Origin of the sequence: Centipeda noxia ATCC 43541 (assembly GCF_000160555.1) — a bacterium.
GTDB classification, from domain to species: domain Bacteria; phylum Bacillota; class Negativicutes; order Selenomonadales; family Selenomonadaceae; genus Centipeda; species Centipeda noxia.
The window spans coordinates 163955-187618 of record NZ_GG749281.1; the positions used below are offsets into that span (position 1 = coordinate 163955).

Here is a 23664-nt window from a genome sequence, read left to right on the forward strand (position 1 = left end):
CGCCCCCCCCTCGAGTGCAAGAAACGCTGCGCGCCACTCCTTTGTCAGATTCTCCTTGTACCTCATGCGCTCGATGATGAATGTCTCCGGCATCCAGAGGATGTCAAAGAAACCTTCGATATCGTGTCCGAATGCCTCCTCGAAGAACGAGCGTCCGCGCCCGATCTTTCCCTTGGTTGCATTAAGAACCGCCTGCACCGCGCGGATAAACTTTCGGTTCCAATGCACGCCGATAAAATCCCGGTTACGGAAATACTTCGGGTCGCGAATCGGGTGATACTTCATCGGGAACGAATAGATCGCCACGTCCAGTTCGTCGCAGAGGTCTACATTGATGCGCATCCGCAGATACAGCTCCTCGGGCTGATCCTCATAATTGTAAAGCAGATAGTTCGACAGATGGTCGATGCCCGATGCCGCTGCCATCCGAATCGCACGGACATAGACATCCTTCGCCTCGTAGTGATCAAATGCGATGCGCAGGGGATTGATTGCCGTTTCTGCAAGTCTCGCCATCTTCTCAGACGTTACAAGCCGTGCGTCAAGCCCTTGGTTGAAATCCAGCGCACGCTTTCGCTTCGTCCGCTTGAAATATTTCTCGTAGAGCGGACGCGCCACCACGTCAAAGGCAAGCGCATTCTCCCGCTCTGCCGAGGGGAGATAAAGCAGACCTGCGCGCTCGCGTGCGAGGTAGAACGCCCCCGCCTCCTCATCCTTGAGCTTCCCCGCAATCGCCTCATAGAGTGCGAGCATTTTTTTGAGATAGCCGCGCACATTGTGCCCGCGCCGCAGGTTGGAAATGGCAACCTCGTACGGGCTGGACGGTGTGTAGTGCGCCCCCTTTTGAAAGCCCTGCGCCTTGATCTCCTCAATGATGTCAAAAAAACGTGCAGAAGCAAAAACGTTGTTATCCATGAGCAGGAGATCCCGCTGCGCACCGAAATGCTCCTCGATATACCCGAGCTGTCCTGCGATGCCGATATACTCCTTATACTTCGGCTCGAGCGTCTTGACCGCACAAAAGGGACAGTTGCGGATGCAGCCGCGCGTCATATAGCCGAAATAGGCATCGTGCGCGGGATAGGTATAGTCGATTTCCTCCAAAATGGAGTAGTCAAGCGGAAGCGTGTCGATGACCTCCCCGTCCTCATCAATCATGCCGGGACGGTCGAGCAGACCGACATAGGGATCAACCCCCGTCTCCTCCTTGATATGCGCGGGCAAAATCGTCGCAGCCACGCCGCCGACGAGCAGACGCCCCTCAGGGTGCACAAACGCCTTGGCATCATTGATGGTGTCAATCGTCTTTGCCCAGTAAAACGTAAAGAGCGTCGTCACCGCCACGAGGTCGAACTGCGGATAGTCCCGCCGCTTATAACGCAGGTAGTAGGCGTGTGCCAGCTCCTGTGCTGCGAGATCCTCCGAGAGCTCGCGCACATCCTCCAAAATGGATGCTGTTCCGCGCCGCACATAGCGCTTCAACGCATCAAAGTAGCGGGCAAGATCAGGCTTGTCCAGTGCGCAATAGAGTTCCTCGACGAGCAGCTGCGCAGCAAAATCCCGCAGATCCCCCTTGAAAAAACGCACATCGTCGCCGCGTCTGCGAAAATAGGTCGCGAGCTTCATGAGGGGCATCGGCGGGTATTTGTTCTTGTAGTCAGGCTCGAGTAGGAGTACCTTGCGGCTCACCGCAGCGCGTCCTCGATTGCCGCAATCACACGCTCGGCGACGGCTGGGTCATCGGCGAGCGTTTTCTCAACAACACGGTATATTTTATCGACCATCTTCTTTTCCTTTTTACTCAGTTCAGACAAATTATCAGTACGCCGCACCTTATCATTTTGTACTTTCTGGGGACGCGGTGCCTTTTCCTTCGACGCAGAGGGCTTCGGCTGCTGTTTCAGCTCCTCTTTGTGTATGCTTAGCCGTGCGCCTGCAATCCGCGCAAGACCCGCATCCATGTCGGAGACATCTTCCTGCTTCGCCATCTCCGCGATGGACTTCAGCTTTTGTTCCGCAACCTTCGCCGCTTTTTCCGAAGTCTTGAGACTGTCCGCCGCCTTTTGACGTGCCACAGCATCCAGGAAACGATTTTCTTCGGACTTTTTCTCGAACGCCTCTTTTTCTTTTTCATACTTTCGCATGTCATTCAGATAGGTGTTCATATCAGAGCCGGAACGGCAGAGCTTGCCAATCTCCTTCGCGACCTCGCGAAATGCCTCCTCGAGCGCGATGAGCTGCGGGCTGCTGTTGAAGTAGTCGCGGCGCGCATTGGGGCGCAGTCCCGCCGACGGCAGAACATGAAGCTCTCCCATTACATAGCCGGCAAAACGCGCCTCGGGATAGAAGGGACGCAGGGTATCCTCATCACCAATTTGGATATTCCCGACGCGTACACGGATACCGGCGAGTGCGCGGTCTTTTCCCGCGAGAGCAGCATAGAACCCCGTTCTCGCATACCAGAGCCAGGCAAGGACAGTACCGTCTGCATCCCTTAGTTCCTTGAACGCAAGATCCTGTATAGCGTCATGCTTGCCGTCTTTGTAATGATAGTTCGTCCGATATGCCTTGAAAAGCGGCTCCTGATTCACGATAATGCGGTACTCGTCGAGCGGAACCCCATACTTTGCGGCATGCTTCGTAACCATGCCTTTCTGATAAAAACTGATCTCATATGCTGCGGGAGCGACAAAGGAGAGATAACTCCGAATCCGTTCCTTGTCGAGCAGGGCATCCACCTCGCGCTCCACATCATAGAGTTCCACACGAAAGAAATGCGCAGCATCCTTCTTCTTCGCTTCCTCCGCAGAGAAGGAAAACGCTGCGTCAAGCACCTCTGCGGCAGTGTGCCCCTTTTCATCCACCATTGCACGGAACTGTACGGCATCACATTCCAGACGGGAAACAGCCGTCTCCCCCGCCGCCCGTGTCGTAAAGACAAGCCGCTTGCAGTAGGCAAGTCCTGCGAGGCGTCCGATTCCGCGAAAGCCCTTGTCCTTGCCCGCTTCCTTATCTGAGTTGGCAATATCCCCGACCGTGCTGCGGAACTTCGCCGCAGGGACGCCCGCACCGTTGTCTTCGATGCACACATAGCGCTTGTCACGGTCAATCAGGAGGTGCACACTCCCCTGTCTCTGCTCTGCGTACAGCCCCTCACGCACCGCCTGATCGATGGCATCGCACGCGTTCTGAATGTACTCCCGATAGATGATGATGGGATCTTGGTACATCCCCGTCGTCAGCGTCTCGAGCATACTCGCACCAAAGACAGTTTGCTGTTCTGCCATCGTTCTCACCCCTTAAATTGTTTATAAATCGGTTTTGGAAATTGGATCTTGAGCAGGGAACGGAACATCGGGTTCTGGATGAGGTAGTCGCCCTGTGCGAGGCGTGTGAGCATATTCTTGTAGACAGGTGGCAGACTCTTGTAGTCCTTCGTCTCCGTCTCAATCGTATTCGTCCGCCCATAGGCGTGCGTCGAGCAGTTGCCCGTCACGCGCGGATGGATATTCGAGCGGAACTGCTCCGCGCCAAAGAGGACAACGCCGAGCGAGCGCCCGCGCTCCGTCACATCGAGGATTTCGCGCAGGATCGCCGAGGACTTCGGCGTGTCCTTCGAGGCATATTTGTTCAGCTCGTCGATGAAGACCACGATGCGCGTGGGCGGCTTGTGTTCATCCAGCTCATCATCATACTCGCCGAGCTTCAGATTGTAGATTGCCCGAATCGCATCGCCGAAGACGAACGCCTGTTTATCCTCCGAGAGCTTTGCAATATCGATGACGTAGACATCGTTTTTCCGAATACGGCGGATTTCGTCCGTCAGACGGCATTCGCCCTGCGTATCGACCACGCGGCTCGCAAACATATCATCGTTACGGATTGCCTTGTTGATGATTCTCTTAAATTTTCTCCAGCTAAGAACGGAGATTTCATTGGACTTCTTCTTGTCCTCCTTCGTATTCTTCTGTGACAGATCGTCCACCTTTTCCCGAAAGGCGTTCCAATTGGACAGACCCGAAAAGTCTGGATCCGTCGCATCAATAATCTTATTGATGATCGCGTCCATCGTCTGCTGCGGATCGTCAATGTCGGAAAAGAGCATCTCAATGCTCTCCTTATCGTCCTCATAGGTGTATTTGAACTTTTTGAGGATTCCCTCGTGTTCGTATTCTGACTGCTCCACTTTCCCGAGATAGGTGCTCTGGCGGGGCTTGCCCTGCTGCGTGTAGGGAATGTAATATTTAACCTGCTCAAACGGCTTGCCCGAAAGTCCCATCGCATGATACTCCGTCATCACACGGGTGCGCTCTACGGCAGGGTCATCTGCCTCACTGAAATCATTTTCCTCGTGAATGGCAAGCAGATCCTTCCCCTTCACATTGAAAATGACGTAGGCGACCGACTCCTCCTCTTCCTTCATGTACCGCTCCTGCGCGGCTTTCAGGAGGAACATCGCGTAGGAGGTCTTTGCCGCAAGACCGGAGATGCCCGAGATATTGAGGTGTGCGCCCTCCGGTCCGAGCAGGAATTTCGCATTCAGCGGGACATTGAGCGAGATTTCCGCTGCTGTGTCCGCGTACATTCGAACCGCGCCGCAAACGAGCGGATTCTTCACATCATCCAGACCGAGCGCCGTCGTAATCTCGTCTACACTCGCACGACGCACCTTCGCCCCGCTGTGCACGGGCGTATAGATGCCCTTACTGTTGTATGAAACCGCCGCCTCGACATAGTTCATACCGAGCCGCGCCGTATTGCCCTCCACATCCACATCGCCGAAGTCACTCGAGATAAAGCTCGTCAGAAAGCTCTGCGCATCCGTGATGTGCGAGATGTTCTGAATGACACCATAGGAAAACGAGCCTTCGATGTGCTCCACCTTCACAATGTCGAACGCATGAAGTTTCTCGTTCTCGCTAGTCCAGAAGGTAAATGTGTCCATCGTCGTGGGGCGTTTCTCCGTTGCAATCACGCGCCCGATTAAAGTACCTGCCATTATGCCACCTCAAAACATCTGCAAAAAACTCTCATTTGGAATGTACTGCGCCTTGACGAATTGCTCCGTCAGGTAAATTGGATAGAGATGATTCGCCCAACGCAAATCTGACCCGTAGCAGACGGGATTCCGCTCATTCAGAATCCGTGCACTCAGGTCATCGATGCGCTCCGTGTCCATCCCTTTTTCAGCCTCATCCCCGACCAGTATCTTCTCCACCTTGACAACGCCGTCAAAGATGGAGCGCGTCCGCACCGCCTCGCGCAGACGGAGATACCAGACGGCATAGCGAACTCCGCCCCACTCGTACATCGCGGCGGGCGTACGGCAGCAAAAGGGAAGCTCCGCGATGAAGCCCGGATTCGGCTTGCCGTCTTGATCCTTGCAGACCTCGGGGTTAAAGTTCTTCGATACGCCGAGTACCCATTCATACTGCTCCTGGTGCAGCATCTTGTCCTTCTCACTTGCCGCATCCCCACGCTTCAGCCCTCGGTATTCGAGCGAGCCGTCCTTGATGAGATAGTTCGCCTGATCGAGTGCGTGCTCCTTCACAAGATTCCGCACCATCTCCTGCTCGAGCCAGATCATGCGATCCTGAATCATTGCCGTGCCGCGGCTCTCGTAAAAGTTCCGCCCGATCTGCTTCCACTCCTCACTTGGTTTGGAGGTATCATAGAAAAAGATGTGACTGAAATGTACGCCGCGCCGCCCTGCCATCTCCACCGCATTGAGCTTTTCCACAAGCGCACCCGAAAACCCTGCCCGTCCGTCCGCATTGGCGAGGTCGGGCAGGGCAAGAACGCACTCGAAAGAAAATCGGTGCTTCTTCATCACGCGATTGCTGCGCTTACAGCAACCGACCCCGACCTGCCCTGCGAGGACGGGATAGACCGAGATTCGTTTATTTTTCGAAAAGGCAATATCATCGACCTTGTAGACATGACGCGACCCGTCCAGAAAATAAGCAAGGCTGTCTACCACTTGATACTGTTTGAGCTGATCGCATCGTGCTGCAAGGTCACGATAGCCCTTCAGAGTCTCCGTCTCGCCGGACTGTTCCCATGTCGCGCCATCCCGCCCGTAGTCAATCGTCGGGCGCTCTGTCATATCAAGACTATGCCGCTGTCCCGGGAACATCCGCTTTGCCCCTGTCTCTTTGATGAGAATATCTTTGATCCGCAATGACACAAACTCACCTCGCTCTTTCGATTCTCAGTCTTAATATTCTATTCACTTTATCTTTTTCCTTCTTTAATCTTGCTCCTATAAACGGAAATTTCACTCTTTATTATATCTCTTGCATTTTCGTTGTTCAACAGAAATGGAAATACTACTTTAACAACTTACTCCTCTATACCTATGGAACCCGAGCTCCAAATATGCTATCATGAAGAAAATCTCTTGAAAGGAGGTGTCTCTCATGGCAGGGATCACATTACCAATTCACTCGAATATTATTGACTGGGTGCTGCAAAACATCCAAGAGGAGCATCTCGACCCCGCTGACCTCCACCAATTGGACGCATGGAAGACCGGTGAAAAGCAGCCAACGCTGAGGCAACTGGAAGACATAAGCAAAAAGACTCATATTCCATTTGGTTATTTCCTCCTGCAAACCCCTCCGAAAGAAGTCTTTCCACTTATCGAATATCGGACAGTGGGCAGTACAAAGAAAAAGCGCCCCAGCCGTGAGCTCATTGATGTCCTCGATCAGATGGCGGCGATCCAGGATTGGATGCGAGACGAGCTGCAAGCAGATGGCATGGATAAATTATCCTTTGTTGGAAGTTACGGGCTCCATATGCCTGCCATACAAATTGCACAGAGCATTCGCCATATACTTGAACTAAAAACCATCTGGTATAGTACGGGAAAAACAGCAGGAGATAATTTTAACTTGTTTAGAGAGCGCCTAACAAACTGCGGTGTCCTTGTTTTTACTGGAGGTAAGGTTGGCTCTAATACACACAGGCCCCTAAACATAAACGAATTTCGGGCATTTACACAGGTCGATCCCTATGCACCTCTGATTTTTATCAATACAACAGACGCTCCAAATGGAAGACTCTTCTCCCTCTTGCACGAAACGGCTCATCTTTGGCTCGGGGAAAACAGTTTGTTCAACCATCCCGATTGGTCGAGAGAAAATGTAAACCTGCTCGAGCAGAAATGTAATGCCGTTGCAGCAGAACTTCTTGTTCCTATTGATGATTTTCGATCTACATGGGATTCGTCTGTACCTGTGGAAGAAATGGTCGAAAGGGCTTCGCATTATTTCCGATGCAGTGAGGCTGTCATCCTGCGGCGTGCATATGACAATGGAAAAATCCAGCGAGATTTATATATGAAACTAATGGCAGTCCAAAAACAGCACTGGAAAAATGCAAGGGCCAACAAAGAAAAAAGTTCTGGAGGCGATTTTTACAACACATTATTGTCGAATCTGGATCGTCGCTTTCTATCTGCCCTTGAAAGGAGCGTCCTTCAGGGAACTACACAGGATACGGACGCCTATCGGTTGACAGGTACAAATCGAAAGACATACAGAGCCGCACTAGCAAGGATGGGGGGCATATAAGTTGAGCGAAAAATATCTCATTGATGCCAACAGTCTCATACAACCTGCCCGTGCCTATTATCCTTTTGATTTTGCCCCCTCTTTTTGGCAGCAACTGAGCCCTAGGATTTCATCAGCCAAGATTGTCATTTTGGATAAAGTGCGCGATGAGCTGCTGAAAGGAACTGATGAACTTGCCAAATGGATAAACAATCTCCCGACCGAATATATCCTTTCGACGAGAGATATGCAGATCCTTAATATCTATGGCAATATCCTCACCTTCATTCAGCAAAGCGATCAATACAGCGACGCCGCACTTCGTCATTGGTCTCAACTTGATGTTGCCGACCCGTGGCTGATTGCCGCTGCTAAGGCGTACAACTATACAATCCTTAGCTTCGAACAGTCGGCAGGTCGCATAACGACGCGCTCGAATAATCCAAAACTCCCTGACATAGCCCGCCATTTTCAAGTCCCGTACACATCCTTATTTGACATGATGCGGCAAGAAAACTTTCGTCTATGACAACACCCCTGCACATTATCTGTGCAGGGGTGTTGTTGTGTGTCTCGTATTCTATTTTCCAGCGAGCATCACCTTGTACCGCAGCCATAGGCAGCCGCCCTGCTTTTCCTCAATGCCAAGCAGTCGGAGTGAAAGCGCTTTGTTTTCCGCGAATCCTCCCGCATCCGAAAAGAGGGCGGGCATCTTCGCCGTGCCGTCGGCTGCAGCGGCGATGACAAGGCTGATCTCGTCGCACAGCCCCTCCTGTAGGAAAGACCAGTTAAGTATCCCACCGCCGCCAAGCATAAGCGTGCGAACGTGAAAGAGGTGGAAAAGCTTATCCATCGCAAGAGCACAGTCGAGAGCATCCTCTCCTGCGATGATGTACGAGATGTTCATCCTTCGCAGGAACGCCTTATAGGCGTTCGATGCACGCCCCGTCACACCTCAATGATATGCGCCTCGGTATCGCCGTAGCGCAGGATATTGCTCTTCTACCCGAGCCGCCCGCTGCGATCGAGCGAGATATAATACAATACATAGGGCGCTCCGCCGTGATAACAAAATCCCCCGCCGAGACTTGCAACGCATTTTCATCGAGATCGAGCTATTCGTAGAATGTGAAGTTATCATCCGTCGTGACCCGCCCCGAGATCCATCCCTCGTGCTGATAAAACGCGTCCTTGCCGAACGCGATGTCATATAACACCTCGCCTGCCGCCGCGCCCTCGGGTGTACCCATAGTAGGAGCCCATGATTTTACCGTCGAGCGAGGTCATCATATGGCAGAAAATATATGGTCGCTTCATCATCCGCCATCCTTTCCTATACGCTCTTTTGCCCGCGCACAAAAGAATGCGTTTATCTCAGCGCCTCCGCAGCATCTCCTCCAGCTGCGCTGCCCGCGCGCCGAGCGGCGATCCCTCCGCCTGTCCGAGCACGCTCCGACAGGACAGGAGCGCCTGATAAGAATAGTAATAAAAGCTGTAAAAGAGATCGTCGGGGAAAACGTCGTCGTCCTCCCAGCGCCGTTCATCCGCGTCCTCATCGTACACCTTCGACCACAGATATTCCTCGCGGAGGAGATCGGAAAAGTACGGCAGCGGATCTGCGTGCGCCATTTCGCTGCCGTCATGGACGCATTCGGCGATCAGCAGGAAGTGCTCCAGCAGCTGCGCCGCAATGTCCCGCGCCGTCGCGTTGTGCTCCTGCTCCTCAAGCGCGCGCCGAAAGATCCGCGTGAGAAAAATCATCGCAAAGGGCGTCGCATGCCAAAGCGTGCTTTGATGCTCCGTGTGGATGGTCAGCTCATACAGGGCCTCATCCGCCGCCGCACGATCACGCATCGTCTCCAGTACGGCAAAGAAGCGCGGGAACTCTGATGCCCTGCCGTAGGGCGTCGTCAGCCTGTGCCACGGCACGTCCCGTACCGCCACGCTCCGCATGTACCGTTCATTTTCATTCATCTCGACACCTCCAAACAGCGAAAAGGACATTGTACAAAACAAATCTTGGTACAAAGGCCCTTTGTTCTGCAATATTTTTCTCTCAAAAACTCGGATACAGGCCGTCCCATACAACGCGGCGGTAGTTCGCGCGGTCCGTGTCGCCCTCGGTGGAGATGCAGAGGATGCGCGCGTCCTTGTTCAGGCCGATGCGGTCACGCAGGTAGTCGAGGCTGCGGTTCTGCATGAGCTCGGCAACGAGCCCCGTGGTGACGGCACCGCTCTCGCCCGAGACAACGCGCGGATCATCGCCCGTCGGGCTGCCGAGGATGCGCATGCCCTTCGCCGCGACCCACTCGGGCACGGAGACAAAGTGATCGGCATAGTCCTTCAAAATATCCCATGCAAGCGGATTCGGCTCGCCGCAGGAGAGCCCCGCCATGATCGAGTTGATCTCGCCCGTCACGATGTGCGGCGCGCCGTCGTTCGCAGCGGCGGTGCGGTAGAGGCAGTCCGCGCGGTTCGGCTCGACGATCGTGATGACAGGACGCTGCGCTCCATAATGCGCCGCAAAATATCCCGTGATCGCGCCCGGCAGAGAGCCGACGCCCGCCTGCAGGAAGATGTGCGTCGGCAGCTCTCCGTATTCCTCCGTCGCTTCCGCGGCGAGCGTCGTATATCCCTGCATGATCCAGAGCGGGATCTCCGTGTAGCCGTCGAACGCCGTGTCCTGCATCAGCACCCAGCCCTGCTCCTTTGCCATCGTCGCCGCATGGCGCACCGTATCATCGTAGTTGTATGTCGTGAACGCGGCCTCTGCGCCGAGGCCGCGAATGTTCGCGAGGCGCTCGGGCGAGCCGCCCTTGGGCATAAAGACGTGTGCAAAGAGGCCGAACAGCTTCGCCGCCCATGCAACGCCGCGCCCGTGATTGCCGTCCGTCGCCGTGACGAGGATGACATTGCGGAGACGCTCGCGGTACGCCGGCTTCTGCAGGTTCTCATAGGTCATCTCACTCTCGGGCAGACCCAGATACTGCGCGAGATAACGCGCCACGGCATAGCTCGCCCCGAGGGCCTTGAACGCATTGAGGCCAAAGCGCTTGCTCTCATCCTTTACCGCAAGCCGCCCGATGCCAAGCGCTGCCGAAAGCCGCACGAGATCTGCGAGCGGGGTCGGCTCATACCCCGGAATTCCCCGATGGAACTCTGCCGCACGCGCGGCGGTCTCCTTGCCGAATGCAGAGACATCGGATAACGCGGTCTCGGGATGCAGCTTCTCTACTGCTTTGATCGATTCATTCATGATGCTTTCCTCCCGATCAATTCAATCCGAAAATTCTTTTCTCCATTATAGCACAGAGCCCCTTCTTTTGTAAGAAGCACAAATATATTCCGACGCGCTCATTAATTTTTCTATTTTCGGAAGTTTCTGCTTGACAATGATTTTTACTTATATATAATGATGATACATTCATTATTAACGCAGGGAGCGGATGTGTGCTCGTGCACCGCGGACACAATGCTGCATTGGAAACAGAGGCGGACGGGACATGTCCATTCCTGCAGATTTCAAAAGGAGGGGCTTCCCCATGAAGAAAACTCTCGTATCTGCGCTCGCGGCGGCATTCGTCATCGGAGCTGCAGGAACGACGTTTGCTGCGGCAAATCCGTTCAGCGACGTGCCGCGCGATCACTGGGCATACGACGCTGTAACCCAGCTCGCCTCGGACGGCGTGATCGAGGGCTACGGCGACGGCACGTTCCGCGGCGACCGCAACATCACGCGCTACGAGATGGCGCAGATGGTCGCAAAGGCGATGGCAAAGGGCAATATGTCGGCCTCGGACCGCGCGCTTGTCGATCGTCTGGCTGCTGAGTTCGCGGATGAGCTCAACAACCTCGGCGTGCGCGTCTCGAACCTCGAGCGCAACGCGGACATGGTAAAGTGGAACGGCAAACTCGAGTACACCTACACGAGCGAGCGCGCAGATTTCAGCCGCAATGCTGACGGCAGGACAAAGAAAAACGACAACAACCTGCTCTTCCGTCTTGAGCCGAGCGCAGAGGTGAACAGCCACTGGCACGTCAATGCGCGTCTCGATGCCGAGACCAAGATGAAGTCTGATGCCGGCAATGACGGCAGCGACAAGGTCTCGCTCAAGCGTGCATGGGCACAGGGCGACTACGACAACTTCCAGGTCAAGCTCGGCAAGATGGAGCTCCTCTCGGCAGAGGCCTACGCAAAGCCGGGCGCGCTCATCTTTGACCGCGAGTTCTCGGGCGCCGAGGTCTCCTTCGGTAAGGATCTGCGCGTCAAGCTGCAGGCAGGCCGCATGACCTCCGATGAGCTTCCCAATGATCCCGCCAACTACCAGGGCATCGAGCTCATGTACAACGGCCGCCTCACGGCAGGCGCTGCCTACTATCGCATGAACTCCAGCGACCTGGCTTCGATCCTGAAGAACCATAAGCACACCATGAATGTCTGGGCAGTGAACGCAGGATACAGCTTCGACAAGAACAACTTCCTCTCGGCTGCTTATGCCCGCAACAACAATCTGAATCTCGGCAACAAGCTCAATAAGTCCTATCAGGTCAGCTACGACTACAAGGGCGCAAAGCCCGAGGACAAGGGCTCGTGGGGCGCATACGTCTCCTATCGCTACATTGGCGGCGCATCGATCGAGCCGACTACCGACGGCGCAATGGAGGGCTCGAAGGGCATCGAGATCGGGACGGACTACACTCTGTTCCCGAATGTCGTCCTCTCGGCGAAGTACTTCAACGGCAAGGATCTGAACCCCCTAAATACAACCAACGACGACAAGGTCTCGAAACTCTTCGGCCGCGTCGAATTCTTCTTCTGATCTTTACGGCATCGGAACGGCAAAATCCCCCTGCATCCATATTTGGGATGCAGGGGGATTTCTCAATGCGTCAGTATTCCGCCTTCCAGACCATTTCCTCGACAGCGGCCTTTACATCCGCAGCCGCACGTCGGTTCAGGCCCTGCTTCACGGCACACTCCGCGACGGCGACAGCGACAGCGGCAGAGAACTCGGTGAGACGCGTGACGGGCGGGATGACGGCAGCGCCCTTTTTCTCAGGCGTAAGGAATGCGCCGAGTGAATGCGCCGCGGCCGAGATCATCTCATCGGTCACGAGCTTCGCGTCGACCGCCATGCTGCCGAGTCCGAGTCCCGGATAGATGAGTGCGTTGTTCGCCTGTCCGATCTCGTAGGTCGTTCCTCGGTGGGAGACCGGATCACGCGGAACGCCGGTCGCAACCAACGCACGCCCGTCCGACCAGCGAATGAGGTCCTCCGCTGTCGCCTCGGCAAGCTCCGTCGGATTGCTCAGCGGAAAAATGATCGGACGATCACACCACGATGCCATCGCTCGCACGATCGTCTCCGTGAACGCGCCCGGCATTGTCGACGTGCCGACAAGGATGGTCGGCTTTACCGCCATCACGGCGGCCGTGAGCGTCGTGAGCGAATCCGCATGGTCGAACTCGCTGCGTTTTCGCGCGAATGGCTTTTGCTCCGGCGTCAGGTCGCCCATGTCGTCAAATAGGAGTCCCTGCTTGTCCACGAGGTAGAAATGCCCGCGCGCCTCCTCCTCGCTGAGTCCCTGCTCGACCATCTCGCGGCAAATACGGCTCGTGATGCCCGCGCCCGCCGTCCCCGCGCCGAAGCACATGTATCTCTGCTCCGTGAGCTTCTGCCCCGTGATCTTCATCGCGCCAAGGAGTCCTGCGAGCGTGATGATGCCCGTCCCCTGACAGTCGTCGTTGAAGACGGGATAGGTCTTCTGGTACCGGCGCAGAATCGGCGCGGCGTTCGGCCGTCCAAAGTCCTCGAAGTGGAGATAGAGACGTGGGAAAAGCCGCTCTGCCGTCTGCACAAAGGCATCGATGAAGTCGTCGTATGCCTTGCCCCGCACGCGTTCGTGACGATTGCCGAGGTAGAGCGGATCCTGCAGGAGGCTCTCGCGGTTCGTCCCGCAGTCGAGCATGACCGGCAGCACCGACGCGGGGTCAATTCCCGCTGCTGCGGTATAGACCATCAGCTTCCCGACGGCGATATCGGCACCGTTCGTCCCCCAGTCACCGATGCCGAGAATGCCCTCTGCGTCCGTTGCAACGATGAGACGGATCTCCCGGTCGCCCGCCGCCTGCCGCAGCGTCGTCTCGACCGCCTCCGGATGATCAATCGAGAGATATGCCGTCTCCTGCGGGTTGATAAACTGCTCGCTGTACTGCTCAATGCTCTCGGCGATCACGGGATCGTAGACGATCGGCATAAGTTCTGCGATATGCTGACGAAACACATAGTAGAACAGGCGGCGGTTGCGGTTGAACACGTCCATCAGAAAGCGGCGCTTCTCGATCCCCGAGCTCTTGCGTTCCATCTGCTGATAGATGCGCTGCGCCTGCTCCGCAATCGTATCAATATGCGGCGGCAGGAGACCCGTAAGTCCAAACTGCACGCGCTCGTCAGCACGGAACGCCGTCCCCTTGTTTTGGAACGGATCGCTCAGCAGAGCATAGCCTTTCTTTTCCATAATTTTTCTCCTTTTCGCTGATAAAATTTTCCTGCATCCGGTATTCGAGAAAATCCCCCCGATTTCCTGCGGCACAGCTTATAATCTGCTGCGGCATACTGGACAGGCACATTCCTCATGCGTTACAATACGGGCAAAGGAGGAATCGCCATGCAGATCGTATTTGAAGCGGAACAGCCCCGCAGTGCGGCCTATGACAAAGAAAAGCTCGTCGGCGTCGCTGAGATCGAGGACACGCACGGATGCTGGGTCATCACACATACCGAGGTTGACCCCGCCTATGGAGGGCAGGGCATTGCCCGCCGCCTCATCGAGGAGATCGTCGCCGAGGCGCGCCGTGCGGGGAAGAAGATCGTCCCGCTCTGCTCCTACGCCGATAAGATGATGACGGGCAAAGAGGAGTACCGCGACGTGCTGTAATCTCAGTACTCGCTGAACCCGAAATTCAGACCGATCCGCTCGCCCGTCGTCGTATACTCCTTGAACTTGTAGATGAGCGGGCGCCACTTCGCCGTGTCGATCCGCCCGTCCCGCAGCAGTTCGTCCGAGACGAAGATCGCCGTGATCCGGCAGACGACGACGGCGAACCAATCCTTGGGCGTGATGCTCTCCACGACAGTCTCGATATGGATGGGACACTCCGCGACACGCACCGTCCGCACCGTCTCGCCGGGCAGCCGCGTGAGGCCGGCGGCGGCGAATTTATCCGGGCAATAGGTATAGCCGAGCTCTTTTTTCACACCGGCGGGCTCTTGGACGCCCGTCGTTTTTTCAATGCGCTTCAGCTGCTCATAGAGCGTGTCATCGGGCACGCTGAACGTCGCCTCCGCGCCCTCTTCCAGATTTTGAAAGCCTTTATTCCCCTGGCCGATGCCGATCACCATCGTATTGCCAAGCGTCCAGGACGAGGACAGCGGCGTCAGATCGTCCGCGCCGGTCGTGCGGTCCTTCGTTGTCATGAAAAACACGGGAAACCCGTAGTAAAACCCAAATCGCTCAATTCTCTGATGCATCGTATGCTCCTTTCAGTCAATGGATCTGTTTTCAGCATACCACCTGCGTCAAGCCTTCGTACAGAAAAGGAGCCGGCACATATTGTGTGCCGGCTCTTTTACCGTATATTGTGAAGATGCTCCGCATCTCAGCCAAACCGTCACAGCAGCGTCAGCAGTCCCCGATGTACCTCATCCCCGACACGGGTCTCTGTGATGCGGCAGTCGATGTCATAGAACCGACGAAGGTTCTCCTCGACGAGTAGGCTTTCCGTCGGCCCAAAGAGCTGCTCCCCGCGCCGCATGAGCAGGCTCTTGTCCGAGATCTTGAGCGCATTCTCGGGCGAGTGCGTGTTCATGACAATGGTCATATTCTGCTCTGTTGACAGCTTCTTCAGTAGGCGCAGGACAATCATCTGGTTATGAAAGTCCAGATGTGCCTCCGGCTCGTCGAGAATCATCAGCTTCGGCTCGACCGCGAGTGCGCGGGCGATGTAGACCATCTGCAGCTGTCCGCCACTCAGCTCGGTCGCCGCACGGTCTGCGAGCGGCAGAACGCCGACCAGATCGAGCAGCTCCGCAACACGCGCGCGGTCTGCCGCCGCAGGGGTCCGAAAGAGGCCGATGCGCCGCGCGCGCCCCATCATGACCATCTCAAAGACCGTGTAGGGAAAGGCGGGCGCATGGCTCTGCGGCACATAGCCGATTACATCGCTGACCGCAGCGGGGTCGGGCCGCTGCCCGTCCACCATGCACTCCCCGCGCGTCCACGGCAGGATGCCGAGTAGACAGCGCAGGAACGTTGTCTTGCCGATGCCGTTGCGCCCGAGAATGGTGAGAACCTCGCCCGCCGCGAGGGAGAAGGAGAGATCGGAGAACAGTTCGTTTCTGCCGTCGTAGGAAAAGGCGGCATGCTTCACCGTAATCATGACCAGTCCCCCTGTTTCTCCCGCGTGCGCTTCAGCAGGAAGGCAAAGAACGGCGCGCCGAGGAGTGCCGTGAGAATGCCGATCGGCAGCTCTGCCGCGAGGAGGCTCCGCGCGCAGATGTCGACGAGCGCGAGGAAGATCGCCCCCATGAAGCACGCCGCGGGCAGGAGCCGCGCATGATCGACGCCGACCATGCGGCGGCACATGTGCGGGATGACGAGCCCGACCCATCCGACAATGCCGCAGGCCGTCACCGAGAGCGCCGTGAGGATCGTCGCCGCGACAATGGCAATGTTGCGGATGCGCGCGGGATTCACCCCGAGGCTGCGCGCCTCCTCCTCGCCGAGCGAGAGGATGTTGATGCGCCAGCGGATCGCGATCAGGAGCGCCCCTGCGGCAATCATGGGCAGCCCGATGATCTGGATTTTATCAAAGTCCGCCTTGGCAAAGCTGCCCATCAGCCAGTAGGTAATGGCGGGCAGCTTGTCGTAGGGGTCGGCCGAGTATTTCACCAGCGAGATGAGCGCGGAGAAGATCGACGAGATGATGATGCCCGAGAGCACGAGCGACATCATCGAGACGGAGCCGCGGCTGCGCGAGAAGTAGTACACGAGCCCGACACTCGCCATGCCGCAGACGAAGGCGATGACCGAGGTCCCCGTGCCCGTCCCCCAGAGGAGGATGCCGAGCACAGCGCCGAAGCCAGCGCCGCTCGAGACGCCGAGCACATCGGGACTGACGAGCGGATTGCGGAAAATGCCCTGGTAGACAGCCCCCGAGAGCGAAAGCCCCGCGCCGACGAGCATGGCGATGAGCGTCCGCGGCAGGCGAAGCTCCAGAACGACGGTCGATGCCATATCCGTCCCCGCATTGCCTCCGGCCGCGCGCATGAGAATGTCACAGACCTCGCCGGGCGCGATCGCAAAGCGTCCCGCCGCAAGCGACAAGAAAAAGACGGCGATCAGCAGGACCGTCATGGTCGTCCAGAGAGCTGCATTGTTTTGTTTCATAGGGCAGCTCACTCGTGCAGAATCATCTTGAGATCGGCATCCGTCAGCGTGTATGAGAAGAACTTCTCATAGAAGGCGCGCAGATCGTCTGTCAGACGATAGTCGCCAAAAACATCCGGATGCAGTTTCTGCGCAATCCACTTGATCATCAGCGGCGTCTCGACGCAGGGCGCATCCCAGCGGTAGAGGCCATTCGGCGCCTTGTAGACACGTCCCTCGCGCACCGCCTTGATGTTCTTCCAGTTCTGTCCCTCAAGTTTATCCTCAAAGAGATCGGCCGGCTGAATCGGGTCAAAATCGCTGAGGATGATGACATCGGGATCCCACGCGGCGATCTGCTCCATTGTGACCGGCGTCCACTGTCCCTGCACATCCTTTGCGACGTTCACGCCGCCCGCCGTCTCGATCATCATCGTGTTGACGGTTTCGCCCGCCGCAACCTTGAGATCGCGATCGCGCAGGTAGAGTACCTTCGGCTTTGCTTTTCCTTCAAGCGCCGCCTTTTTCGTCTCAAAATACGCCATGATGTCCTGCTGAAAGCCCACTAGCTCCTCGGCGCGTTCCTCCTTGCCGAACACCTGCCCGATGACGCGGATGCCCTCCTGGACGTCCTCCAATGTACCGTACTTCAGTGCAATCGTGGGGATTTTCAGCTTCTCGAGCTGCGCAATTTCATCCTCCTGATAGTTCCAGACGATGATAGCGCTCGGGTTCAGTTTGCCGAGTTCCTCCATGTGGATGGAGAAGTCCTGTCCGACAAAGTCTGTTGCGGCATTCGCCATCCCCGGCGCAAGCACCTTGAGCATGGACTTCTCATACGACGCCTTCGCCGACGGGTGCATGCCCGCAATGCGGTCGGCCGAACCGTCCACCGCAAAGGCAACAGATGCCCACGGAATCGGCACAACGGCGATGCTCTTAACCTCTTCCGGCAAATGCACCTCGCGTCCGGCCGTGTCCGTCACGACTCGCTCTTTCTGGGGGGCGGCCGCCTGCTCCTGTCCGCATCCTGCGAGCACGGCGCAAAGGAGCATCAGCGCAGCAAGAACGCCAAGCGAAAAACGGTGTGTCATGATCATCCTCCTATTCCCAAAACTTCCATCTGAAATTATAGCATAATACAATACGGGGCACACCCCAAAGGCTTGTAAAAGTCCCGGAGCGGCCCCTCCTGTATGTCTATCCGGAGTGTAGTCAGAGATCAAACGTCGCGGAGAGCATGAACGTCCGCGGCATCGAGAGCAGCAGCTTGCTCCCCTGTCCCGGCTGCAGAATCCAATAGCTGCGGTTGAATACGTTGTAGACAGACGCCTGCACGGAGACCGGCGTCGTCCCGATCTTCGTCCGATAGCTGGCAAAGAGATCAAATACCGCCGAGGACGGCACGGAGAGTTCGCGGCGGCCGGTGCCGATGATCGTACCGCGCGAAACGTAGTTCATACGCCCCGTGATGGTCCAGTCCGCATTCGGCATATACTCAAGCCCGACAACGGCGCTCCACGGCGCCGAGCTGTCCGTCGGCAGTCCGTCGTTTGCGCCTCCCTGCGTCCGCTGCTGGCGCGCACGGAGGTACTGAATCCCGCCGAATACGTTCCATTTCGGCGCGGCCGCGCCCGTAACGCTGAGGTCAAGGCCGCGATAGCGGTTCTCGCCGTCGAGGCGGCGGAACTTCGTCCCCGGAACGGCGGGATTCGCGACATCGACATAGTTCGGCTGGTTCACGTCGAAATAGGCGAGCGCGGCATACATGCTGCCGAACTTGTACTTTACGCCGACTTCCTTCTGCGTGACCTTTACTGCGGGGAGAATCGCCCCCTCGTTGACATAGCCGCTGCCGACCACCTGCCCGCGCGTCGTGGCTTTTGCATACGCGCCGTAGACCGAGAGGCGGTCCGTCGGCGCATAGGTCACGCCAAACGTGGGCGCATACTGCGTATCCTTCGTCTCGCTTCCTGCAGCTGCGCCGCGGTAGTTCCCGTGGCGGCGCGTGACGGCCGCGAGCAGATTCCACTTCCCGATCTTTACATTGTCCATCAGGTTGATGCTCGTATCCATCTCCTGATACTGGAACTTCTGGCCGAGGCTGCCGGAGATGTCGTAGCTATAGATCGAGGGATTGTAGATCATGCCGGAGTAGATATTGCCTGTCACATGAGCATTTGGAGTATCTCTCCGCGTATTGTTGTACTGCACGCGCCACGAACGGTCCACGGCGAGCGTCACGTCATGCTCCGCTGCCCCTGTCTTGAACTTGTGGTTCACACCGACCTGCCCGTAGCGGCTCTTGAGATAGAAATACTGCGACCAGACCTGATTGCTGCGCAGATTCCCGTCACCGTCAATTGTGATCTGTGACCAGTAGATGAACCGTCGGTTCGTCATGTCGTTCGTGCCAGCGTTCAGGAACCACTTCGTATGCGGATTGATCCTCTGCTCGTGGTTGAGCGTGATCTGATAGCCGTCCCAGTCGCTGTGCATGAGGTTCGGATCATCGTAGCTGCGGCTCGCATCGGGTGCGCCCGGCACCTGCCGCGCCGCGCGCTGGATCTGGAAGCGCCGTTCGGTTCCGCGCAGGCGGTCCTTGTAGTATCCGCCGAAGAAGTTCGTTGTGCTCTTCGGCGTTTCGCGGCTGACATCGACAAAGAGGTTCGTCTTTTGCCGTCCCGCACCGCTCACGGCAAAATTCCCCTCGCTGTGCTCGCCGTAGATGCGCACGCCGAATGTCCCGTCGCCGAGACCGCTGCGGTTCACGTCGATATAGCCGCCGTAGTGCCCGTAGCCGCCGATCGTCTGCCGATAGCGCGTGAAGTCGCCCTTCTCCGGCCGTTTCGTATAGAGATAGACGGAGACCGGCTGTCCGCCGTCGGGGCCGTTGTAGGACTGCACCGAGCCGGAAAGCGTTGCCGCAGGACCGACCATGACATCTGCGCGGCCGATGGTATTCGTCACGGGACCGGACGCCATGATGAAGAAGCCCGGCACATTGTTGAGATACATCGCCGAACCGTTCGCAAGCATCCCGCGCGCGGAGAAGTCCGTCTTGATGAGCGAGGTGCCCACGCGCAGCGACGGCACATTCGCGAGAACCTGATTGACGTCGCCCGACGGCGCAGAAAACGTATCGAAGTTCTTCGTTGTGAGGCTCTGCGCCGTATACGGCACCAGCATCACATCCCGATCGCCCATCAGGCCGAAATTCGTCTGCTCTGCCTGGAATCCTCCGGGCAGACTTCTGCGCGCCGCGGTGTCTGCGGGGCGGCGCAGTCCGATCACCGTTGTCTCGGGCAGGCCATAGGTGTCCATCTCCTCTGCCGCCTCTGTCTGCGGATGCTCCTCGGCAGCAGCAGTACTCATCATGCCCGTGCCCGTCAGACATGCGAGGAGCAGAGCAAGTTTCTTCTTCCGTGTCATTTTGAACCATCCTTTGTATCGAAATCATTAATCGACGGAAAGATTATCATAGTCCACGATTAAATACAATCGAATAGGTTCAAAACGATAGTTCAATATTTTTGAAATATCAGCCTCTCAAAAATACGTCCAGCACTGCAGCGAAGTCCGCGCCAAGCACGCCGCTCCCCTCTCCCGCGGCATCCCTGCCCGAGAGCAGGCCCGACGGCAGCGGAACGAGGCGCTTCTCCCCCATCGCAGGCAGCAGTGCAGGATCGGCAATGACGGCATCCGCCGCGTCCCATGCAGGCTGCAGCTCCGCAGCCGTACGAAAGACGAGCACATCGGCCTCGGCCGCCTGGCGGTACAGCATCGCCGTCTCCTCGCCCCACGCATAGGACGCGCAGCGGATATTGTGAAGTCCATATGCGCGGAGCAGGCGATCGATGGCTGCGGCAACAATCGGATCGCCGATGATGAGGATCCTATCCGCACGCACATCTCTCGCTGCCTGCTCTGCAGCTGCATCCTCTGGGGGCAAACCGAGCGCCGCAGCGATCTCAGCCCGCCAGGCCGTCCGGCCCGCATCCCCGAGCGGCAGGCTGCGGACAACGGGCACACCGCACTCCCTGTGCAGCCATTCCGCCGCAGACGCACCGGCAGCAGATACCAGCCAGACCAGCGCGGGGCGTTCGGTCAGTGCATCGCGCCCTGCCGTGCGCACATCGCAGCCGTACGCAGTGAGAAAATCAATCGGGGCATCCAGCTGCGCCATATCGCCGAACAGCAGCGGGCTGTACCCGAGAATGAGAACCGTCCGTCCCGCCTCCCGCCATCCGTCGGCCGCCTCCCGTACAAGACGAAGGGCCTCCTCTGCAGCACCGTACACGGCATCATGAAAGCCGTCCGTCGGCGGTGCGCACGCACGGCAGCCCTGCTCCTCCGCTGCCTGCAGGATCGGTGCGGCCTCCATCGCCATGAACGCGGGCACCGGCGAGCTGAGGAGATGCACCGTGCGGTATGCGCCCCCTGCCGCAAGCGCACCGGTCTCTGCGGCAGCGGTCTCCTCCATGCCGAAGATGTAGTCCTCCGCCTGCGGTATGAGTGCATAGACATCGCTGCGCTCCGCCATGAGATCCATGCGTGCGAGCGCATTGCGGCAGCCCGACGGCGTGACAAGGACATGCGCCGCGCCCTCTTCCCGCAGGAAGTCCGCCACGCCCGCCGTATCGCTCATCGGCGGCGGCAGCTGGGCCGGCGCCGTGACTGCCCCCTCCTCCGGCGGCAGTGCGGCGAGGAGTTCCTCTGCGGTCTCGTGCCGGATGCCGTCCGCCTTTGCCAGCGGCCCGCGAAAGAAACAGCGCACGATGCAGCCCGTCTCCGCCGAGAGCGTGCGCTCGATGTCTGCAAAATCCGGACGTGTGAGGATGTCGAGGCAGGAGAGATAGATCACAACCGCGCGCGCCCCGGGCAGGCGTGCGGCATCCCGCACCGCATCCCGGATCGCATCCTCCGCCGTTCCGAGCACATAATCCTCTGCCCGCACAGGGGCATAGCGGAACCGCCCGAGCGCGCCGATCTGCAGTGCACGCCGGTAGATCGAGCGAAAACAGATGAGCGCCCCCGCTGCGACGACGACGAGATCGCGTCGCGCCCACAGGCGGTCGAGACTCGTGTCAAAGTCGCGAATCTCCTCAGCGGCAACCGGCTGCATCGGCATCCCCCTCATCACAAGGCAGTTCCTCCCCGCCCGAGTTTCCGCTCTCCTCCCCAAGAATTTCAAGGAAGAGATTCATTGCGGGGCTGCGCCATTTATTCCGGTGAATTCCGTAGTATGACGTGACGGTCATCGGGTCCGACTGCGCTGCAGTCAGCCGGCCGAGAGCCATACGTTCCCGCACCGCATGATCCGGCAGCAGTCCAATCCCCATGTCGTTCTCAACCAGATTGATGATGGTCTGCGTGCTCCGCAGCTCAATCATATTCGTAAACGAAATCCCCCGCCGCCGCAGATAGTCGTCCGCCATCTGCCGAATCTCGCCCGGACGCGGCATCGTGATCAGCGGCATCTCGTTGATCTCCATCTCCTGCTCGCGAAAGTCCGGGCACCATGCGGCTGTGGCGGCCGAGGTGTAAAAATGCACGGGACTCTCCTCGAACGCCCGGAATGCAAGGTTCTCCTTATCTCTCTCGTGGATCGCATATGCGAAGCCGACGTCGAGCTGCCCGTCGCTGAGTGCCGCAACGACATCGCGGCTCGTGAGCGAGCGCAGGCGCAGATCGACGCGCGGAGCATGCGCATGCAGACGTTCGAGCAGGGGCGGCAGACGGAAGCAGAGCAGCGACTCCGGCGCACCGACCGTGAGCGTCCCCTGATAGGCGGCAATGCCGTATTGAAAGTTCTTGATCTTGTTCGCCGCCGCAAGAACCTCGTCCACATACGGAATCAGCGCCTCGCCCGCCTTTGTCAGAACCATGCGCCGCCCGCTTTTCTCAAAAAGCGGTACCCCCGTCAGCTTTTCCAGCTGCGCGATGTGGAACGTGATCGTCGACGGCGTGTAGCTGAGGAGACGCGCCGCCTTTGTAAAGCTGCCCGTGCGCACGATTGTCCGGAACGTCGTGAATATCTTCAGTTCCATTCGTATCATCCCTTATCGGCAAGTATGTATAAACTATCATACGACATGCGGGGATGCTTTTCAAGCGCTCCGCCCATTGCCGGCAAGTGCCCGCATCAAAAGAGGCTGCGGCACGAAAATATTACTTCGTACCGCAGCCTCCTCATGAGCCTGTCCGGTCTCAGCCGACCGCCTTTGCCATCGCCGCGCCGAGGTCCCTGCAGCGCGCGAGTGCATCGTCGTCCGGCTCATTCTCGCAGGTCACGCCGTCCGCGACCATGTTCGCGCCCGCTGCCTGCGTGCGCTCCGTCCACGTCTCCATGAACATGCCGCCGCCCCAGCCGTAGGAGCCGAAGAGGCCGACCTTCACACCCGCGAGCTTGCCCTCTGCCTCGGCGAAGAACGGCTCAAACTCCGTCTCGTCGAGCTCCTCCGTACCGCAGGCGGGACAGCCCATGAGCACGCCGTCATAGTCCGCGATGCGGTCCGCCGAAAAATCGCTCACGCGGATGAGCTCGGCCTCGGCGCCGCCCTTTTTCACCCCCTCGACGACTGCGTTCGCCATTGCCTCCGTATTGCCGGAGCCGCTCCAAAATACAACTGCAATCTTTGCCATCATAAAATCCCCCTTTGGATGATGTTCATTCGAT

At 57.6% G+C, this 23664-nt stretch carries 21 protein-coding genes; 4 read left to right on the top strand and 17 right to left on the bottom strand.

Features of this window, described 5'->3' with window-relative positions:
- The 4 genes from HMPREF7545_RS07695 to HMPREF7545_RS07710 form a co-directional block, all read right to left on the bottom strand.
- Positions 1–1689: radical SAM protein (locus HMPREF7545_RS07695; protein WP_006695148.1), on the bottom strand; the 1689-nt coding region annotated here is incomplete at its 3' end.
- On the bottom strand, positions 1686–3287 hold the full coding sequence (locus tag HMPREF7545_RS07700) for an ATP-binding protein (RefSeq protein WP_006695149.1): 1602 nt from the start codon (positions 3285–3287) through the stop codon (positions 1686–1688). The genes HMPREF7545_RS07700 and HMPREF7545_RS07695, both read right to left, overlap by 4 nt.
- 5 nt (positions 3288–3292) lie before the next feature.
- On the bottom strand, positions 3293–4999 hold the full coding sequence (locus HMPREF7545_RS07705) for an ATP-binding protein (protein WP_006695150.1): 1707 nt from the start codon (positions 4997–4999) through the stop codon (positions 3293–3295).
- Positions 5000–5008: 9 nt separating this feature from the next.
- Entirely contained in the window at positions 5009–6181 is a 1173-nt protein-coding gene (locus tag HMPREF7545_RS07710; RefSeq protein ID WP_006695151.1) for a hypothetical protein, read from the bottom strand.
- A 238-nt stretch (positions 6182–6419) separates the two neighbouring features.
- On the opposite strand from HMPREF7545_RS07710, the gene HMPREF7545_RS07715 reads away from it, so the two are divergent.
- On the top strand, positions 6420–7577 hold the full coding sequence (locus HMPREF7545_RS07715; RefSeq protein ID WP_006695152.1) for an ImmA/IrrE family metallo-endopeptidase: 1158 nt from the start codon (positions 6420–6422) through the stop codon (positions 7575–7577).
- A gap of 1 nt (position 7578) precedes the next feature.
- On the top strand, positions 7579–8085 hold the full coding sequence (locus HMPREF7545_RS07720) for a DUF4411 family protein (RefSeq protein ID WP_006695153.1): 507 nt from the start codon (positions 7579–7581) through the stop codon (positions 8083–8085).
- 51 nt (positions 8086–8136) lie between these two features.
- Here the strand turns inward: HMPREF7545_RS07720 and HMPREF7545_RS10290 are convergent, their stop codons facing one another.
- The 4 genes from HMPREF7545_RS10290 to dpaL form a co-directional block, all read right to left on the bottom strand.
- Positions 8137–8463: a dihydrofolate reductase family protein gene (locus HMPREF7545_RS10290; protein WP_006695154.1), complete on the bottom strand. Its 327-nt coding sequence runs from the start codon at positions 8461–8463 to the stop codon at positions 8137–8139.
- A 208-nt stretch (positions 8464–8671) separates the two neighbouring features.
- Entirely contained in the window at positions 8672–8806 is a 135-nt protein-coding gene (locus HMPREF7545_RS10470) for a hypothetical protein (protein WP_006695155.1), read from the bottom strand.
- Between the two features lie 124 nt (positions 8807–8930).
- A complete protein-coding gene (locus HMPREF7545_RS07730) occupies positions 8931–9530 on the bottom strand; it encodes a hypothetical protein (protein ID WP_040571304.1) in 600 nt (199 codons plus the stop codon).
- Positions 9531–9612: 82 nt separating this feature from the next.
- Positions 9613–10812 (bottom strand): diaminopropionate ammonia-lyase, encoded by a 1200-nt coding sequence (gene dpaL / locus HMPREF7545_RS07735; protein ID WP_006695157.1) that lies wholly within the window; start codon positions 10810–10812, stop codon positions 9613–9615.
- 286 nt (positions 10813–11098) lie between these two features.
- Between dpaL and HMPREF7545_RS07740 the strand changes: the two genes are divergently transcribed.
- On the top strand, positions 11099–12376 hold the full coding sequence (locus tag HMPREF7545_RS07740) for a porin (protein WP_040571305.1): 1278 nt from the start codon (positions 11099–11101) through the stop codon (positions 12374–12376).
- 70 nt (positions 12377–12446) lie between these two features.
- Here HMPREF7545_RS07740 and HMPREF7545_RS07745 read toward each other — a convergent pair whose 3' ends face one another.
- Positions 12447–14150: a malolactic enzyme gene (locus HMPREF7545_RS07745; protein ID WP_282680358.1), complete on the bottom strand. Its 1704-nt coding sequence runs from the start codon at positions 14148–14150 to the stop codon at positions 12447–12449.
- 75 nt (positions 14151–14225) lie between these two features.
- On the opposite strand from HMPREF7545_RS07745, the gene HMPREF7545_RS07750 reads away from it, so the two are divergent.
- The gene (locus HMPREF7545_RS07750) at positions 14226–14495 is read left to right on the top strand and encodes a GNAT family N-acetyltransferase (RefSeq protein ID WP_006696564.1); all 270 of its coding nucleotides are present in this window, start codon (positions 14226–14228) and stop codon (positions 14493–14495) included.
- 2 nt (positions 14496–14497) lie between these two features.
- On the opposite strand, the gene HMPREF7545_RS07755 is transcribed toward HMPREF7545_RS07750, so the two are convergent.
- From HMPREF7545_RS07755 to HMPREF7545_RS07790, 8 genes are all read right to left on the bottom strand, one after another.
- Entirely contained in the window at positions 14498–15088 is a 591-nt protein-coding gene (locus HMPREF7545_RS07755; protein WP_006695162.1) for a flavin reductase family protein, read from the bottom strand.
- Between the two features lie 140 nt (positions 15089–15228).
- On the bottom strand, positions 15229–15996 hold the full coding sequence (locus tag HMPREF7545_RS07760; RefSeq protein ID WP_006695163.1) for an ABC transporter ATP-binding protein: 768 nt from the start codon (positions 15994–15996) through the stop codon (positions 15229–15231).
- Positions 15993–17006 (bottom strand): FecCD family ABC transporter permease, encoded by a 1014-nt coding sequence (locus tag HMPREF7545_RS07765; RefSeq protein ID WP_006695164.1) that lies wholly within the window; start codon positions 17004–17006, stop codon positions 15993–15995. Before HMPREF7545_RS07765 ends, HMPREF7545_RS07760 begins: the two co-directional genes overlap by 4 nt.
- 8 nt (positions 17007–17014) lie before the next feature.
- Positions 17015–18079 (bottom strand): ABC transporter substrate-binding protein, encoded by a 1065-nt coding sequence (locus HMPREF7545_RS07770; protein WP_040571306.1) that lies wholly within the window; start codon positions 18077–18079, stop codon positions 17015–17017.
- A gap of 121 nt (positions 18080–18200) precedes the next feature.
- Positions 18201–20417, bottom strand: coding sequence for a TonB-dependent receptor (locus tag HMPREF7545_RS07775; protein WP_006695166.1), 2217 nt, complete (start codon positions 20415–20417; stop codon positions 18201–18203).
- A 109-nt stretch (positions 20418–20526) separates the two neighbouring features.
- Complete coding sequence (locus HMPREF7545_RS07780; protein WP_040571307.1) at positions 20527–22116, bottom strand: nitrogenase component 1; 1590 nt, start codon at positions 22114–22116, stop codon at positions 20527–20529.
- Positions 22091–23035 (bottom strand): LysR family transcriptional regulator, encoded by a 945-nt coding sequence (locus HMPREF7545_RS07785; RefSeq protein WP_040571308.1) that lies wholly within the window; start codon positions 23033–23035, stop codon positions 22091–22093. Before HMPREF7545_RS07785 ends, HMPREF7545_RS07780 begins: the two co-directional genes overlap by 26 nt.
- Before the next feature lie 160 nt (positions 23036–23195).
- On the bottom strand, positions 23196–23630 hold the full coding sequence (locus HMPREF7545_RS07790; RefSeq protein WP_040571337.1) for a flavodoxin: 435 nt from the start codon (positions 23628–23630) through the stop codon (positions 23196–23198).
- Positions 23631–23664 lie beyond the last annotated feature (34 nt).